General features: G+C 39.8%; 13 protein-coding genes. 1 reads left to right on the forward strand and 12 read right to left on the reverse strand.

Annotated features, from left to right (window positions below):
• Positions 1 to 129: 129 nt before the first annotated feature.
• The 9 genes from meaB to AC4G3K_RS02770 form a co-directional block, all read right to left on the reverse strand.
• Positions 130 to 1,170, reverse strand: coding sequence for a methylmalonyl Co-A mutase-associated GTPase MeaB (gene meaB, locus AC4G3K_RS02730; protein WP_491132402.1), 1,041 nt, complete (start codon positions 1,168 to 1,170; stop codon positions 130 to 132).
• On the reverse strand, positions 1,157 to 3,334 hold the full coding sequence (scpA, locus tag AC4G3K_RS02735) for a methylmalonyl-CoA mutase (RefSeq protein WP_491132403.1): 2,178 nt from the start codon (positions 3,332 to 3,334) through the stop codon (positions 1,157 to 1,159). Before scpA ends, meaB begins: the two co-directional genes overlap by 14 nt.
• Positions 3,331 to 5,148, reverse strand: a complete 1,818-nt coding sequence (locus AC4G3K_RS02740; RefSeq protein ID WP_491132404.1) for a methylmalonyl-CoA mutase family protein — start codon at positions 5,146 to 5,148, stop codon at positions 3,331 to 3,333. The genes scpA and AC4G3K_RS02740 overlap by 4 nt, the downstream gene beginning before the upstream one ends.
• Positions 5,149 to 5,546: 398 nt before the next feature.
• A complete protein-coding gene (locus AC4G3K_RS02745) occupies positions 5,547 to 6,845 on the reverse strand; it encodes a dihydrolipoamide acetyltransferase family protein (protein ID WP_491132405.1) in 1,299 nt (432 codons plus the stop codon).
• Between the two features lie 28 nt (positions 6,846 to 6,873).
• Entirely contained in the window at positions 6,874 to 7,857 is a 984-nt protein-coding gene (locus AC4G3K_RS02750; RefSeq protein ID WP_491075753.1) for an alpha-ketoacid dehydrogenase subunit beta, read from the reverse strand.
• 3 nt (positions 7,858 to 7,860) lie between these two features.
• Complete coding sequence (locus AC4G3K_RS02755) at positions 7,861 to 8,865, reverse strand: thiamine pyrophosphate-dependent dehydrogenase E1 component subunit alpha (RefSeq protein WP_491132406.1); 1,005 nt, start codon at positions 8,863 to 8,865, stop codon at positions 7,861 to 7,863.
• A gap of 34 nt (positions 8,866 to 8,899) precedes the next feature.
• Complete coding sequence (gene lpdA, locus AC4G3K_RS02760; RefSeq protein WP_491132407.1) at positions 8,900 to 10,321, reverse strand: dihydrolipoyl dehydrogenase; 1,422 nt, start codon at positions 10,319 to 10,321, stop codon at positions 8,900 to 8,902.
• 241 nt (positions 10,322 to 10,562) lie between these two features.
• Positions 10,563 to 11,660, reverse strand: a complete 1,098-nt coding sequence (gene bcd / locus AC4G3K_RS02765) for a branched-chain amino acid dehydrogenase (RefSeq protein WP_491075756.1) — start codon at positions 11,658 to 11,660, stop codon at positions 10,563 to 10,565.
• A 438-nt stretch (positions 11,661 to 12,098) separates the two neighbouring features.
• Entirely contained in the window at positions 12,099 to 14,162 is a 2,064-nt protein-coding gene (locus tag AC4G3K_RS02770; protein ID WP_491132408.1) for a sigma-54 interaction domain-containing protein, read from the reverse strand.
• Positions 14,163 to 14,309: 147 nt separating this feature from the next.
• Between AC4G3K_RS02770 and AC4G3K_RS02775 the strand changes: the two genes are divergently transcribed.
• Entirely contained in the window at positions 14,310 to 14,558 is a 249-nt protein-coding gene (locus AC4G3K_RS02775; RefSeq protein WP_491075757.1) for a DUF2627 family protein, read from the forward strand.
• 334 nt (positions 14,559 to 14,892) lie between these two features.
• Here the strand turns inward: AC4G3K_RS02775 and AC4G3K_RS02780 are convergent, their stop codons facing one another.
• From AC4G3K_RS02780 to spo0A, 3 genes are all read right to left on the reverse strand, one after another.
• Complete coding sequence (locus tag AC4G3K_RS02780) at positions 14,893 to 15,255, reverse strand: DUF4181 domain-containing protein (protein ID WP_491075758.1); 363 nt, start codon at positions 15,253 to 15,255, stop codon at positions 14,893 to 14,895.
• 502 nt (positions 15,256 to 15,757) lie between these two features.
• Complete coding sequence (locus AC4G3K_RS02785) at positions 15,758 to 16,483, reverse strand: glycerophosphodiester phosphodiesterase (protein WP_491132409.1); 726 nt, start codon at positions 16,481 to 16,483, stop codon at positions 15,758 to 15,760.
• A 438-nt stretch (positions 16,484 to 16,921) separates the two neighbouring features.
• A complete protein-coding gene (spo0A, locus tag AC4G3K_RS02790; RefSeq protein ID WP_491075760.1) occupies positions 16,922 to 17,713 on the reverse strand; it encodes a sporulation transcription factor Spo0A in 792 nt (263 codons plus the stop codon).
• Positions 17,714 to 17,942: the final 229 nt, after the last annotated feature.

Below are 17,942 nucleotides of genomic sequence, written 5' to 3' on the forward strand. Positions count from 1 at the left end.
AAATATTCCATTTGCAAGTTTAGTATCCTTGTACAGGGGAATAGTATCTTTAATTAAGAAGACCCCCCTATACTCCTAAATTTGAGGATAGCCAACCGGCTATCCAATTTTTATATATCACTATTCATTTTACTTATCTTTAGAGAGAAAATACAGATGAAATAATTCCGTGGCTGCCTTTGAAACGATTTCATCTCCATTCCTAACCTTCTCTCCTACGATTGGCAAGAGTTCCTGCACCGCTTTATTTGCATAAAAGTGCTCCATGATTTGGTGTTCCAATTCTTTCTCAAACCACTTTGTTACCTGCCGCTTTCTCCTATTCGTGAATTCACCCGTTTCCTTTGTAAATCTGCAAAATTCAAGGATCGATTCCCATATTTCATTTAGTCCTTTTTTATGTAAAGCTGAGCAAGTAAATGTTTTTACTGTCCAATCCTTTGTAGCTGGTATATGGTCATGGAGGATCTGACGATACTCTTCTTTAGCCCGACTAGCCAATCTTTCATTATCCCCGTCTGCTTTATTCACAGCAACCCCGTCTACTAACTCCAAAATCCCTTTTTTCATTCCTTGCAGTTCATCTCCGGCACCTGTTAGAGTCAGCAGCAAGAAAAAATCCACCATATCCCTGACTTCAGCCTCACTTTGGCCTACTCCAACTGTCTCCACAAGGATAACTGAATATCCGGCAGCTTCGCACATCATCATACTCTCTCGTGTTTTACGATGGACACCGCCTAATTTTCCTCCTGATGGAGTAGGTCGAATAAAGGCATTAGGATGCTTTGAAAGTTCTTCCATGCGTGTTTTATCGCCAAGGATACTGCCTCCACTAATAGAAGAGCTGGGGTCAATGGCTAGTACAGCTACTTTATATCCAAGCTCACATAAGTATAATCCCATATTCTCAATAAAGGTGCTTTTCCCTGCTCCCGGCACCCCGCTGATACCTATTCTGATTGAATCTCCTGTACAGGGCAGAAGGGCCTGCAAAACATTTTCAGCCTGTGTACGATAAGCGTCTCCTTTGCTTTCAACTAATGTAATAGCTTTTGATAACGCTTGTAACTGACCGCTTCTTAAGTTCCGGACAAGCGCATCAGTATCAATCGGCTTATCATGGACTCGCTTATATACTCTTTTCATATGTTGATTATAATCTGTCATTTTCAGACACTTCCTCATACCCTAGCCTTTTATAAATCTCTTTTACAATCCTAATAGCCGCTTCCGGTATGATGGTCCCCGGTCCGAATATGGCTGAAGCGCCATTTTCGAATAAATATTCATAATCCTGTTCCGGAATGACACCTCCGGCAATGATTACGATATCGTCCCGGCCAAGTTTTTTTAATTCACTGGCCAACTGAGGCAGGAGTGTTTTATGTCCTCCTGCTAAGGAGCTCATCCCTATGACATGCACATCATTTTCTACAGCCTGTTTAGCAGATTCCTCCGGCGTTTGGAACAATGGACCCATATCCACATCAAATCCAAGGTCTGCATAAGCCGAGGCAACTATCTTTGCACCACGGTCGTGGCCATCCTGACCCATCTTCGCGATTAGAATCCGAGGACGGCGCCCCTCATTAAGTAAAAATTCTTCCGTTAATTCTCTGACTTCATTTATTTTATCCGACCCCCGATAATGGGACCGATAGACTCCACTGATTGTTCGAATCGTAGCTCGATGACGCCCAGAAACTGCTTCAATCGCATCGGATATTTCACCTAGAGTCGCCCTCGCAATGGCTGCCTCTATAGCTAATTCCAACAGATTTCCTTCTCCAGTATGGGCTGCTTCAGTTATTGCAACCAGCGTTTTTGTTACTTGGTCCTGATTACGCTTACCTTTGATCATCTCGAGCCTCTTAATTTGCTGTTCCCGGACCTTTGAATTATCAATTTCAAGAATATCAAATTGTTCTTTCTCTTCTGTCGTGTATTGATTGATTCCGATAATCACTTCTTCTCCCGAGTCAATTTTTGCTTGTCGACGTGCGGCGGCTTCCTCAATTCTCATTTTTGGGATGCCTGATTCAATTGCCTTTGCCATACCGCCAAGTTGTTCGATCTCTTCTAAATGAGCCCATGCTTTCTCAATTAAACTGTTCGTTAAAGATTCTACATAATAAGATCCGCCCCACGGATCTATGACATTGGTAATTCCAGTTTCCTCTTGCAAAAACAATTGGGTATTTCTAGCGATGCTTGCTGAGAACTCTGTAGGCAACGCAATTGCTTCATCAAATGCATTCGTATGTAAAGACTGGGTATGCCCAAGAGCAGCCGCATGCGCCTCTATCAAGGTTCTGGCGATATTATTAAAAGGGTCCTGCTCCGCAAGGCTCCAACCTGATGTTTGAGAATGTGTTCTAAGTGCCAATGATTTCTCGTTTTGCGGACTAAACTGCTTCATAAGTTTTGCCCATAAAAAACGAGCTGCTCTAAGCTTGGCCACTTCCATAAAATAGTTCATACCGATTCCCCAGAAAAACGATAAGCGAGGGGCAAATGTATCAATTGCAATGCCCGCTTTCAAACCTGTTTTCACGTACTCCAATCCATCAGCCAATGTGTAGGCAAGCTCCAAGTCTGCAGGTGCTCCCGCCTCCTGCATATGATAACCGGAGATGGAAATACTGTTGAATTTCGGCATATGTGCGGAAGTGTATTCAAAAATATCCGCAATAATCTTCATCGACATGTCCGGTGGATAAATATACGTATTCCGTACCATGTATTCTTTTAAAATATCATTTTGGATGGTTCCTGTGAGCTGAGCTTGTTTTACACCCTGTTCAATTGCCGCAGCAATGTAAAACGCCATCACAGGTAATACAGCTCCGTTCATTGTCATGGAAACGGACATCTTCTCCAGCGGAATACCGGAAAACAGGATTTTCATATCTTCAATTGAATCAATCGCGACGCCTGCTTTTCCTACATCCCCAACCACACGCGGGTGGTCCGAATCATATCCTCGATGAGTCGCTAAATCAAATGCAACAGACAACCCTTTTTGACCCATTTCCAGATTTCTTCTGTAAAAAGCATTCGATTCTTCAGCCGTAGAAAAACCTGCATATTGACGAACAGTCCATGGACGGTTTACATACATCGCTGCATACGGTCCACGGGTAAAGGGAGCAATTCCTGGGAAAGATGGAACATGTTCCGCCTGATTGATGTCATCCCTGCTATAGAGTGGTTTTAAGGATATTTGTTCATTTGTTTCAAATACAGGACTGTCCGAATTTTCTTTTGTAACTTTCGGCGTAGATTCATGAGCGGCCTGCCAATCTATTTGTGAAAAATCTGGTTTCTTCATGCTTTTACCTCCCGCATCGATGAAAGAATCGTTAATAAGTCGATCATATTTGTATGGCGGTCAATAATTTTCCAGTTTAATCCTGTACTTACTGAATTAAAATTCCCAGCTGCATAAATATGCATACCATTGACTTCTTTGAGAGGCATTAATGGACCATCTAAATGATTTTCATCCCCACAAATAATGATATAATGAGCCTGGCTGTTTTTTATTGCTTCTTCCAACATTTCTTTATCCATGATTTCAGTCTTTTCTGTGTAGCTCAGCCCCCCGGCTGCCAATAGTTCTTTTGAAAAATCCATATACGGCTTAGCTTGAGAAACACTGCCCAGCCCAATTATCATAATTCTTGGCACTTGCTGGCTTTTACTACCCCATGCAAGGTTCATCGAACGGATGGCTTCAAATTCAGAAGCTAAACGGATTTGCTCAAGAGGATATATCTCTTTTTCTCCTTTTTGAATAATGGGTACCGTTTTAAAATTCTGTACTATATCCGGGCGCTCTTCTTTTGGATTTGCGTATATATTTACACCAACTATTTTTTCTTTCTTGATGGCGAGAGCTGTTAATCTGCTTTTAGCCTGCTCCGCCAGATTTCTCTGCACACGCTCTCTCTTTAACTCCGAGAGAATACCACCCTTTTTCTCAAGTTTAAGAAATTGATCCCATGCCTGCTGACATAAATCATCTGTCAACGATTCTAAATAATAAGAGCCTCCGCCTGGATCAGCCGTTTTCATTAACATAGACTCCTCCTTGATTATATGGGGAATATTCCTTGCCAGGCGTTCCCCAAGCGAGCTATGTTTGGTTAACATCTCATCAAACGCAGTTATTGTAAGATACTGACAATTGCCAATCACTGCTGCCATTGCTTCGTTTGTTGCACGCAGGAGATTTACATAACGGTCAAAACTCGTTTTGTTTCTTTGTGAGGTCTGTGCATGGATGTCCATTTTAAAGGAATTTTCCTGCCCATAAGCTTTACCGATCGCATACCAGAGCTTTCGTGCCGCACGGAGTTTGGAAATTTGCATAAAAAATACAGAATCAATCGAAAATGAAAAAACCATTTTTTCTGCCGTTTCTTTTGGAGATAGTCCTGCCTGTATACCTTCATATACATAGTGCTCACCGAGAGATAATGCATACGCAATCTCTTTGGCGGCGTCTGCACCTGATTCATGATAAGGCTTACTATTAATTAGGATAGTTTTAATAGTTGGGGATGATTGATTCCAAAGTTTTATCTGGTGAAACCAACTAGATAAGACATTGTTTTCTTTAGTTGGGATAGACCCCTTTTCAGCCCATTCCGTAATAGGATCTCGCGCCACTGTTACCTGTTGACCAAATAGGCCCGGAACTTGGACTAGTTTTTCCATAAGGATTTCTTGCCGATCACCGGACAATAGAAATAAAGGATAGTTCTGAATCGGCAGACTATCCAATAGATTAATTAGGTCTTCATCAGGCATGCTATTAACATCAAAAGAGATTGTATTTTGTCCATTTGCTAGAGACTTGATTATTGTTTCTTTGAGATTTTCTCCTCGTGCTACTTGGCAAATTTTTAACGGTTGGTGAAGATAGCCATATTTATAGATTCCCCTCGTATAAGGTGGTTTTCCGGGTTCTTCATCTTTATCAGGGCCTTTATTATAAAGCGGTTTCAAAATAATATTTTCAAATGTTGGGGTATGTAACGTATCTACTCCTTTCCCCTTTAAAGATGTTGAAACTGCTTTTACCCACTCTTCTTCTGTTCCTTGTTTAAATCTATTAATTCTTGCATCCTTTATATTCATAGCTTGCTTTCTAAAAAAAAGAAAGCTCCCTCCCTTCACCAATTAACGAAATAGTATGTAAATTCATCTTAGCACGAGAACGGAAGATTTATCCAATAAAAGGAAGAATTAATCTATTAACAAGTGCCACACTTCCATTTATCCCCACTCTAAATAAGACCATTTACTAATCCTTTTCCATTAATGAATTTGACCAAGCTCTCTCCTCTTAAACAATCATTTGTTCATCTATTAGTTTATTTCCTGTAAATAATAGAGATAGATCAATTCCCAGTCTGCATCCTTTCCAATTAATGAGGCTTTTTTCGGCAGTTCCGATTCATTCAGTCATTTATTTCTCGGGAAATGATTCAATGAAAAAAGAAGAGCCACATAACTGTGGGCCTTCTTTCTTCCAATTAATATATCGGTGTATGATCACTTGTAATGTTTTCAAGAATTTCTTTCACTCTGGCTAAGAATCTTCCGCAAACCAATCCATCAAGAACACGGTGATCTAATGATAGACATAGATTTACTCGATCACGGATAGCAATCATGTTTCCCTCCATGACAACTGGTTTTTTTACAATCGATTCTACTTGAAGAATTGCAGCCTGCGGGTGATTGATAATCCCCATCGATTGAATGGAACCGAATGAGCCGGTATTGTTAACAGTAAAGGTACCACCCTTCATATCCTCAGATCTCAATTTACCGGTACGGACCTTTTCTGCCAATTCATTAATTTCACGTGCTATTCCTTTAATCGTTTTTTCATCCGCATTCTTAATAACTGGGACAAACAAGGCCTCGTCTGTCGCCACGGCTATTGAAATATTAATATCTTTCTTACGGATAATTTTATCCCCAGCCCACATTGAATTGATTTCAGGAAATTCCTTTAATGCTTGCGCAACTGCCTTTATAAAAAAGGCGAAATAAGTGAGGTTATAACCTTCTCTTTTCTTGAATTCATTCTTTAAAGAATCCCGGTAGTGAACCATATTGGTTACATCTGTTTCGACCATTGTCCACGCATGTGGAATCTCCTGCTTGGAACGCAGCATGTTTTGTGCGATTGCTTTCCTGATACCTGTTACCGGAATAGCCAAATCCCCATTCTCTATCACCGAATCATTTATGCTTGCTTCCTGCTTTCCGACTGTTTCAAAGGAGGTTTTAGATTTCAATGACTGCTCAGCACGGGTCTCCGGTTCGTCTTTTCCTGTTGTACTTACATTTTGAACATCCGTACCAGCCTCAACCACGTTTAAAATATCTTTACGGGTGATACGACCGCCAGTACCGCTTCCGATCACGTTTCCAAGGTTAATCCCATGTTCCTGGGATAATTTTAATACTGCCGGTGAATATCGTCCTTTATTGGATTGATCAGTCTGGATGGATGTTTTGTCTTTCTCCACAAAGTCTTTCTTCGCTTCCCTGACTGTCTCTTTTGCTCCACTACCCGATCCTTCGATTTGAATACTGCACATCACTTCTCCAACTGGAATGGTTTGCCCCTCTGCTGCAATCAGTTCTTCAATCAATCCTGTAAAGGAAGACGGAACTTCAGCATTCACTTTATCCGTCATTACTTCAGCAATCGGATCATATTTATTTACCCGATCACCTGGTTTTACGAGCCAAGTAGAGATTGTCCCTTCTGTTACGCTTTCCCCAAGTTGAGGCATTTTCATCTGTTCGATTGGCATTCGTGTGTGTCTCCTTCCCTGTTTTAGTTTAAAATTCTGCTAATTCTCTCATTGCTTTTTCTACCTTTTCAGGATTGACCATAAAATATTTTTCCATAGTCGGTGCATAAGGCATGGCCGGAACATCAGGCGCAGCCAAACGTTTAATAGGGGCGTCTAAATCAAAAAGGCAGTTCTCTGCAATAATGGCTGCAACCTCGCTGATAATGCTCCCTTCCTTCGTATCTTCTGTAATTAAAAGAACTTTACCAGTTTTAGAAGCAGCCTCAATAACCGCATCCTTATCGAGTGGATAGACCGTTCTTAAATCAAGAACATGAACGGAGATTCCATCCTTAGCCAATTTTTCGGCTGCCTGAAGGGCAAAGTGAATACATAATCCATAGGTAATAACTGTAATGTCATCGCCTTCTCTTTTCACATCTGCTTTGCCGATCGGCAATACATAGTCATCATTTGGAACCTGTCCTTTAATCAGGCGGTAGGCTCGTTTATGTTCAAAGAAAAGAACAGGATCTTCATCACGAATCGCTGCTTTTAGAAGTCCTTTTGCATCATAGGGGGTGGATGGCATAACAATTTTTAATCCAGGCTGATTGGCAAAGATAGCCTCTACTGATTGAGAATGATACAAGGCGCCATGTACTCCGCCGCCGTATGGAGCACGAATGACAATTGGACAATGCCAGTCATTATTGGAACGATATCTGATTTTTGCTGCCTCAGAAATGATTTGGTTTACTGCCGGCATAATAAAATCCGCAAATTGCATTTCTGCAATCGGCCTCATACCATACATGGCTGCTCCGATTCCCACACCTGCGATAGCCGATTCTGCCAAAGGAGTGTCAATCACACGCTCTTCTCCAAATTGTTCGTACAGCCCGTTTGTCGCCTTAAAAACTCCTCCTTTTCTTCCTACATCCTCACCAAGAATAAAAACTTTTTCATCACGTTCCATTTCTTCTCTCATCGCCATAGTTATCGCATCGATATATGAAATGACAGGCATCGTTTACTCTCCTTTCGACTCAGCATACACAAATTTCAAAGCGTCTTCCGCTTTTGCATATGGAGCATTTTCAGCGTAATCTGTTGCTTCATTCACTATCTTCATGATTCGATCATTGATTTCCGTTTCTTTCCCATCATCCATAAGGCCGATTTCCTTTAAATAAGCCCCAAATGTGATAATTGGATCGTTCGTTTTTGCTTTAGCCACTTCATCTGGAGCACGGTAGCTGCGATCATCATCATCACTTGAATGTGGAGTAAGACGGTAGGAGATGGCCTCAATTAAAGTAGGGCCTTCCCCGCGCCGAGCACGGTCTGCAGCTTCTTTGACGACTTTATATACTTCAAGCGGATCATTTCCGTCTACGGTAACACCCGGCATTCCATATCCAATTGCTCGATCAGAAACCTTTTCACAAGCTAATTGTTTTTCAATCGGAACTGATATGGCATATTTATTATTTTCAACCATGAAAATAACCGGAAGTTTATGTACACCGGCAAAATTGGCTCCTTCGTGAAAATCTCCCTGATTTGATGACCCCTCACCAAAGGTTACAAATGTCACTAAATCTTTCTTTTCCATCTTTCCAGCCAATGCAATTCCGACTGCATGCGGAACTTGAGTGGTTACCGGTGATGATCCGGTTACGATCCGATTTTTCTTCTGTCCAAAATGGCCAGGCATCTGCCTGCCCCCTGAATTTGGATCTTCTTGCTTAGCAAACCCTGACAGCATCAGTTCAGTAGGTGTCATCCCAAAAGTTAGAACGACCCCCATATCGCGGTAATATGGCAGCACATAATCCTTATTCTTGTCCAGGGCAAACGCCGCTCCCACCTGAGCTGCTTCCTGACCCTGGCATGAAATAACAAACGGAATGTTACCTGAACGGTTTAATAGCCACATTCTTTCATCTATGCGCCGTGCCATCAGCATTGTTTCATATATTTTCACTACCGTTTCATCTGTTAAACCAAGGGCCTCATGCTTACTTTTTGTCATTAATTAAACCTCCTCTTTGTTCGTTCTATATTTTTCAAGAATGAAGTGCTTTACCATCAACAGCCAAAGCTGCTTCCCCAATCGCTTCTGTTAATGAAGGATGTGGATGAATAGCTTCTGCTACCTCCCAAGCCGTTGCATTTAAAACCAAGGCCAAGCCGGCCTCAGAAATCATATCTGTAACATGTGGACCAATCATATGTACACCAAGCAGATCATCCGTTTCTTTATCGGATATCATTTTCACAAAGCCGTCCGATTCTCCGAAGACCAATGCCTTGCCAATCGCCTTGAATGGGAATTTCCCCACCTTTACCTTATGGCCGCGCTGAATAGCCTCTTCTTCTGTAATCCCCACACTTGCTGCTTCGGGACTGCTGTATATACATCTTGTGATTAAATCATATTGGAGGGGGTGCGGATTTTCATTTGCGATATGCTCTACCGCCGTAATTCCCTCGTGGCTTGCCACATGTGCCAATTGCAAACCTCCAATAACATCACCAATGGCATAAATATGCGATTCCTCTGTTTGATAAAACTCATTAACCGCTATAACACCCTTTTCGACCTTAATATCTGTATTTTGTAAGCCAATACCCTCTACATTTGCCTGTCTGCCAACAGAAATAAGGATTTTTTCTGCCTGATATTCTTCCATTTTCCCATTCCGTTCGGCAGAGATGGATACCCCCTGTTCAGTTCGCAGTGTTTCAGGCTTCACTTTTGCATTGGTAAGAATCTTAATCCCTTTTTTCTTCAAGAGCCGTTGCATCTCTTTTGAAATATCTCTATCTTCTGTTGGTATAATGCGCTCAGCATACTCAAGAATTGTTACATCCACTCCAAAATCCGCCATCATAGATGCCCACTCGACGCCTATGACCCCACCTCCAATAACAAGTAAGGAAGACGGTAGTTCGGTTAACTGTAAAGCTTCATCTGAAGACATAACAAAGTCACCGTCAACTTTTAAACCTGGCAAGGATTTCGGCCTTGATCCTGTAGCAATTATGACATTTTTCGGTATTAACATTTCATTTTCCGTTCCATTATTCATCTCTACAGAAATGGTCCCCGGCATCGGTGAAAAAATAGAGGGTCCTAAAATACGCCCATACCCTTCATATATATCGATTTTTCCTTGTTTAATTAGATGGTGCACGCCTTTATGCAGTTGTGCCACGATTCTTTCTTTTCTCTCCTGTGCTTTAAGGAAATTTAAGCGGGGCTCTGATGCCTCCACTCCAAACTCAGCTGCATGTTTAACCGTTTGATAGACCTCAGCACTGCGTAATAGTGCTTTTGATGGAATGCATCCGGCATGCAGACATGTTCCGCCTAATTTTCCTTTTTCGACAATAGCTGTTTTTAAACCGAGCTGTGAAGCTCGAATAGCCGCTACATAGCCGCCGGTTCCGCCGCCCAAAATGACTAAATCATATTCCGTTGCCACTTTTAAATCCACATCCTAACTTTTTATATTCAATACGTTTATCTTTTATTTTCTCTAAAAGAGAAGCGCTTTCTTTTAAACTCTTATACGTATCTACCGCTTGTCCTACCACATAGGTAGAATTACCTAAGAAAAATTACACAGAAGACCCGGCTGGAACCAAGTCTATCTCATGAATTTCCCCAAAAGAAAACAAGAGTCCGTAAATATATAAAAATACGGACTCTCCTTCCTTGTTTGCTTAACGGCGACGATTTAAAATATGACGGCCGTTTAATAAAAATTGGCTTCTGGATTGTTTCATTTTTTCTATTCTTTCCTCAGCCATACGGTCAGCAGCAACATAAGTTGGAATCCCGTCTCTCTTAGCAATCTCAATCACTTTTTCAATATTGTTGTAGATGCCTTCTACCTTTTTCATTGCCCGTTCCTGGTTATACCCATATAATTCATCCGCGACATTAATAACACCACCTGCATTAATGACGTAATCAGGAGCATAGACAATACCCATCTCATGAATAGCATCTCCGTGACGCGTTTCTTTTAATTGATTATTGGCTGCACCAGCAATTACTCGTGCCTTAATTTGCGAAATGGTTTCATCATTAATTGTCGCACCGAGCGCACATGGGGCATAAATATCACAATCAACACTGTAAATATCAGCAGGGTCCACTGCTTTTGCACCAAAATCCTCCACGGCTCGATTCACTGATTCTCTATTAATATCTGTCACTATCAATTGTGCACCCTCTTCATGGAGATGCTTGCAAAGATTGTAAGCTACATTTCCCACACCTTGAATAGCTATCACTTTTCCTTCCAGTGAATCGGATCCAAAAGCCTCTTTCGCCGCTGCCTTCATCCCCCTGTATACACCGTAAGCGGTTACAGGAGACGGGTTGCCTGATGAACCAAACGCAGGGGAGATTCCTGTTACATAATCTGTTTCCTCATGAATAATATCCATATCAGCTACTGTTGTCCCAACATCTTCTGCCGTAATGTATCTTCCATTCAATCCCTGAATATAACGTCCAAAAGCCCTGAACATTTCTTCATTCTTATCTTTACGCGGATCCCCGATAATGACTGTTTTACCCCCGCCAAGGTTCAGGCCTGCAGCGGCATTTTTGTACGTCATCCCCTTCGCCAATCGAAGAGCATCTTCTATCGCAGCTTCCTCCGTGTCGTAAGTCCACATTCTTGTACCGCCAAGTGCAGGGCCAAGGGTGGTATCATGTATGGCAATAATAGCTTTCAATCCTGATTGTTTATCCTGTACAAAAAGCAATTGTTCATAATCATACTGCTCCATATATTTAAAAATTTCCATTTTCTCTTTTCCCCTCTCTATTATCTATCCAAAGTTATATTTCACTAGTTTCTTTAACCTATTATGGAAAAAGAATGAAGCTGATTAGCTGGACTGATTAAACACACAGGTTCAACTAGAGGGACCAGACCGATTAAAGATTTACTGCACACCAAGGAATTATATGGACGACTCCTTACATCATCGTAAAATATGTAAAGATATCTATCCACTTTTATTGGCTTTTACAGATCATGATGTTTAATTGCTACAAACAACTAGGATTCATTTAAACCCATTCGAGAGATTTTCTCCTCTATCCAGTGGCTGGTCTGTCCATTAACTATTAATGCAAGAATCGTGCCAAACTAACTTTTCTTGATTATCTAATCATTCAAATTATTTACCGCAATAAATCCATGCAAAAAATTGCATATACGCAAAGTTCAGCATGCAAATTTATACAAGATCAAACTTCTGTAATTTATAATAAAAATTACGAATCGATAAACCCAGATCACGGCTGGCAGCTGTTTTATTTCCATTATGCTTTTCTAATGTGCTCCTAATAATCCTTTTTTCCACTTCCTGCAATTGTTCTGCCAAACTTTGTTTCTCATTCAGGGGTACTCTATTTTCCATTATATTGGTTGAGGATACTTCATTCGTTTTCAATAATTTTTCTGGAAAATGTCTCTTTTGTATAATTTTCTCATGAACTTCCATAAAAATAATAGCCCGGCCCAATATATTTTCCAATTCCCTTACATTACCGGTCCAATCATATTCCTGTAGCATAATCAGTGCTTCACCACTTATGTCCTCAATATTACGACCATACTCCAAATTTAATTTTTTGATTAAGTGAGCGCATAATGGCGGAATGTCTTCCTTCCGTTCCTTTAATGGTTCAATAAAAATAGGCATTCTGTTAATGCGGTAATATAAATCCTCCCTAAAAGTTCCGTTCGCAATTGCCTTCTCAAGATTCACATTGGTCGCTGTTATGACACGGACATTTATTGATACAGGCTTTGTCCCTCCTACACGGACTATTTCATTCTCCTGTAATACACGAAGCAGTTTTGCCTGCATATTTTGAGATAGCTCGCCAATCTCATCAAGAAATATGCTGCCATTATTCGCTTCCTCAAATAACCCGCGTTTTCCGCCTCTCTTAGCACCTGAAAAGGCTCCTTCTTCATAACCAAATAACTCACTTTCCAAAAGAGATTCCGATATTGCAGCACAATTTACACGAATGAATGTATTATATTTTCGATCACTTGCGTTATGGATTGCATGAGCAAACAGTTCCTTCCCAGTACCCGATTCACCTCTCAGCAATACAGTAACAGGCGTACGGGCGCATAAGCGCGCCTGTTCCATAGCCCATCTCATTTCTTTTGATTGGCCAATAATATCATCAAACGTATATTTTGCTTCCAGATTTCTTATGATTTGTCTTGCTCTTTTCAATTCCTGTGTTAAGCTTTGTATTTCAGAAAGGTCGTGGATGACACCAACACTCCCCCTTAAATCCCCATTTACCATGATTGGTGCCACATTGACCACAACATCCCGATTTGAAGACCCAACCTTCATTCGTACGCCACGAACTGGTTTTTTCGTCCTTAATACCTGCATATGCATACTTTTCCCCTCTGCAATGTCTGCCGTTGCAGGTTTACCGAGGACATCTTCTTTTGTTAATCCAGTGATTCGGGTATAGGCAGGATTAATTAAGATTCCTTTTCCATCCTCATCTACTACAGTTATCGCATCCTCACTCGAGTGAATAATCGCCTCAAGCATGTTTTGAATATGTTTTAAATTTGTAATTTCCTCTGCCAAACTTGTAAATTCAGTAATACCTTTAAATACAGCCAGAGCACCAAGTAAATCGCCTTTTTCATTAAATATAGGCATTCTTGTTGTAATGATATCTAAATCTTTCTCCAGGTGAGCCCGTTGATTGCTTTCTGTTTTTCCTGATATGAGGATATTAGGAAGACCAGAAGCAGGGATCACTTTATGTATGTGCTGCCCAATTGCTCTTTCCCTAGCTACACCAGTGATTGTTGCAGCAGCCTGATTATAAAAAATAATTCTCTCTTCCGGATTAATAAGTACCATGCCATTATCAGTTGCATTCAAAACTAATTCATGCAAATAAGCCTCTTCTTTCGATTTCTTAATCAGAATTTCTTTTTCCTGAATAAGGTTAGCTAACAGGAAGGCAATTTGTCCGTGAACCAAAAGAGTATTATTCCTTTTGTATCGGGCTATTTCTTGATAAACCTGCTCATTCCCTGTCACTTCAATAACAATATCAGGGTTACTATCTAAAAAACCGATCCAGTCACTGCCTGTTTTTATTTGTCTTTTCTTAGCCAATTGTAGGCCAGCGGCATCCTGATAACGGTCAACGACCCCAATTACCTGATAATCTTTTGAATCCAGCAAAATTTTTAATATAGATAACCCACCCATACCAGCACCAATGATCACGACTGTCTGCAAGGCGATTTCCTCCTTCCGAAGAGAGAGTTCAGAATCATGAAAATGTTTTCACGGTTTCTATTATCATAAGTGATTTGAATAAACTTGACAAATTTTCTATATTTTATAAAGATGAAGGTAGAAAATACCTAATCAGGACGTGATGAATTGCAACGGATATTTGCCTTTGCGCTATTGTTAATACCAGGTCTTCTTACAGCACTTGGAATCAAATGGATGAGAGATATGATTTTTGGCAGGCTCTCTCCTATGCTTCCTGCCCTCTGGCTTCAATTTTTACTGGGATTGCTATTATTTATTGGCGGACTTTCTTTTATTGCCGGATTCGTTTTTTACCGTGATCGAAAACGCAATAAAGTCCAGAAACGATTTAATGAAAAATCTGTACGTAAGTGAAGAATGGAGATACGTAAAAAAGACAGCACATAATGGGTGCCGAACCCCAAGAGTTAGAGTAAAAAAACTAACTTTTAGGGGTCACTACCCGTGAAGTGCTGTCTTTTTATTGACCCTCTTCTAGGTACCTTCTGTAAGCCTCTGCAACTTTACCTTTTAAGCATATGTGAAATAGGTGATTCTGTATCCTGCTTATAAGATATAACCCTCTAACCAAACATTTCACAACTAACAATTGCAATTATGCCCCCATATGTAAACGAAAAATCAGCTTATAGTTATTAAAACTGCTGAATCGACCGATATAACGTGCTTGACAAAGCCAAATCTCCTTTTAACTATAAAAAATAATAATATAGAAAAAAATAATAATAGCTATTATCGTCGAACTTATAAGTGTCAAAATGTACTGGTTTGATTCTTTTAAATACTTCCATTCCAGTATAGCCTGAAACCATGTTAACACTATCATAAATACAAACCAAAGCCATTTCAGTAATGATTCTGACTCCACTGCAAGCGCAATGAGATAGGCGACAAAAAAAAGAATAAGTAGGATCGTTCTTCCCCAATTATCAATGTTTTTACCAGGCGTTTCGGAAATGTCTTGTTTCTTTATACCGAGGAATTTTTGGGCGCTTTTTTCTACTAAAAATATTATTACAATGAGAACAACTAAAATTCCCAACCACTTCACAATTATCCCTCTCATTCATCAGATTATAAGTACTTTAATCTTTTATTCGGCGCGTACAACCACTAATCCTTCACAATCTTCCCACAACTTTTTGAGATTTTACGAATGTAAGAAATGGCATTTTTATCTACTAAATCTTTGTCCTTTTTAATAAAAAATTACCATTCAATAAATGCTATTAAAAATAATACTATTCCTATACACTTCCTGTATTCCTTGGCCTATTCCTCATTAACATTCACGATCTGCAATCTTTTAATAAAATAAAAGATTCTTAAAGAGGGCATATTTCTTTAAATCTAATACGTGGAAAAGGGGAGTCCGAGTCCGCGTATTACCTAAACTTATTAGAACAATGAGTAATAGCCGTCTTTCCTTGTTGTTGGAATAAAATAAAAAAAGACTGGGTATAACCCCAGTCTTGCCGTATCATTTCAATTTCATCATCTCTATTTATTAATATTGGATAATTATCCCATCTTTTAAAATGAGGTAGATGAAATTATTGATATTGTTTTCTAATCTGAATGGCCGTGTCCGGATCATCCGTAATAAATGCAGTGCAGCCCACCTTAAACAATCGCTTCATATCGGCCTTGCGATTGACTGTATAAGGCCTGACAGCTATTCCTGCTTTCATGGATTCCTCAATGATTTCATTCGGAGCGGCCCTATATTTAGGATGAATTCCTTTTGCTTTTATCGAACTTGCATAAATCCAGGGCATAAATAGCCCATCCGAGTATAATGGTGCTGTTTCAATCTCAGGAGCTAAACGATGGCAATACACCATACTGTAATGATCAAACGAAGACAAAATCGTTCTTTTTTCCATACCATATTCCCGAATCATTTCGATTACTTTCTCTTCCATTCCCTGATAAGGAATTACCCCATTTTTTAATTCTATGTTCAATAGCAATTCATTCGTAGCTAACCAATCCATTACTTCACGAAGGGTTGGTATACTCGCAAATTCCACTGTTTTGGAGTTGTTGGCTGCATTGAACTTTTTAATCTCTTGAAGAGGAAAATCACGGACATATCCTTTTGAGTCCGTCGTACGGTCAACCGTTGCATCATGGATCACAACAAGCTCTCCATCGGCTGTTAATTGTACATCTAATTCAATTCCATCTGCGCCTGTATTGTAGGCTTCTATAAAAGAAATCATGGTGTTTTCAGGATATACGGCAGCATACCCTCTGTGTCCAAAAATTAATGTCAAGATTCATACCTCCGCTTCATACATATAGATACCTATTCCCTATAATAGTCTATTTAAAGCATTCATCTTCTAAGACAATATTCGGCAAGCTTACGTTCCAAATATTAAGAAATAGGGAAGGTTGTTGTTCATTAGTTATGAAGTTAATCGGCTGTATTAATTAATATTTGTATCAGACCAATAACACTGTTTGATGGCACAATATAATTAGGGGGGCATTCGGCTAAGAGACTAAGGCAAAAACTTTGCGGTTGACATATGCAAGTAGTAATTCAGTAATTCGGGGCTGATGATAGGAAGATAAGAAGTATCCATGAGGATGTCATTTCACAGATACCTCTTTCATTATTATGAACTGGATAATCGTATATTATAAAATAATTACACCTTACAAAATCCTGCCTCTCTCATATTAAAAATATAGAGGCATAAAAGCCATTAAGAAGCTTTATGCTCAAGGCGAAGTTTATCTGCGACCATGGCGATAAACTCACTATTTGTAGGTTTTGCTTTTGTCATGCTGACTGTATAACCGAATAATGAGGATATGGATTCAATATTCCCTCTGCTCCAAGCCACCTCAATCGCATGGCGGATGGCACGTTCCACACGGCTAGCAGTTGTGTTAAATTTTTTGGCGATATCCGGATAAAGGACTTTTGTAATCGAACCAAGCAGTTCAATGTCGTTATAAACCATAGAAATAGCTTCACGTAAATACATATAACCTTTAATATGCGCTGGTACACCAATCTCGTGAATGATACTGGTGATACTTGCATCCAGGTTAATAGGCTTTGATTCAGAAGGCTGACGTGGTGTATATGTGCTTGATCTTGCTATACCGGCACCCTTTTCACCTGTTTGTCTGATATGATTGACAAGATGATCCATATCAAATGGTTTAAGAATAAAATAGGATGCTCCCAGTTCAACCGCTTTTTTTGTAACATCTTCCTGGCCAAAAGCAGTTAACATGATGACATTTGGAACACTTGTTCCTTTTTGAGAATCTTTAATTCGCTCCAAAACGGCCAGACCATCCAAATGCGGCATAATGATATCAAGTACTAGAACATCTGGAGTTTGTTGTTCGAGCATACTTAAACAATCCTGTCCATTATGTGCAACTCCTATAATTTCCATATCCGGCTGTTCTGATATATACTCTTCCAATAAAGCGACAAGTTCACGATTGTCATCAACGATACATACTTTTATTTTTTTCAACCAGATATCCTCCTCAGACATTTCCTTTATTTTCTAACATTACTATTATTAATTCTAACTGAGAAATTCGACATTGCAATATAAAAAGCAGTGAAAAATTAAAAAATGCTTAAAATTATTTATTATTACAAGTTTTGCTCCTGATTCCTCTTATTTTCGACTGTTTTCATCTTATGCTGCGGGTTTTTCCCGCAAATTGTCGAGACTTCTGTATTTTATTTTTATTTTA

This window comes from Bacillus sp. z26 (assembly GCF_058313635.1).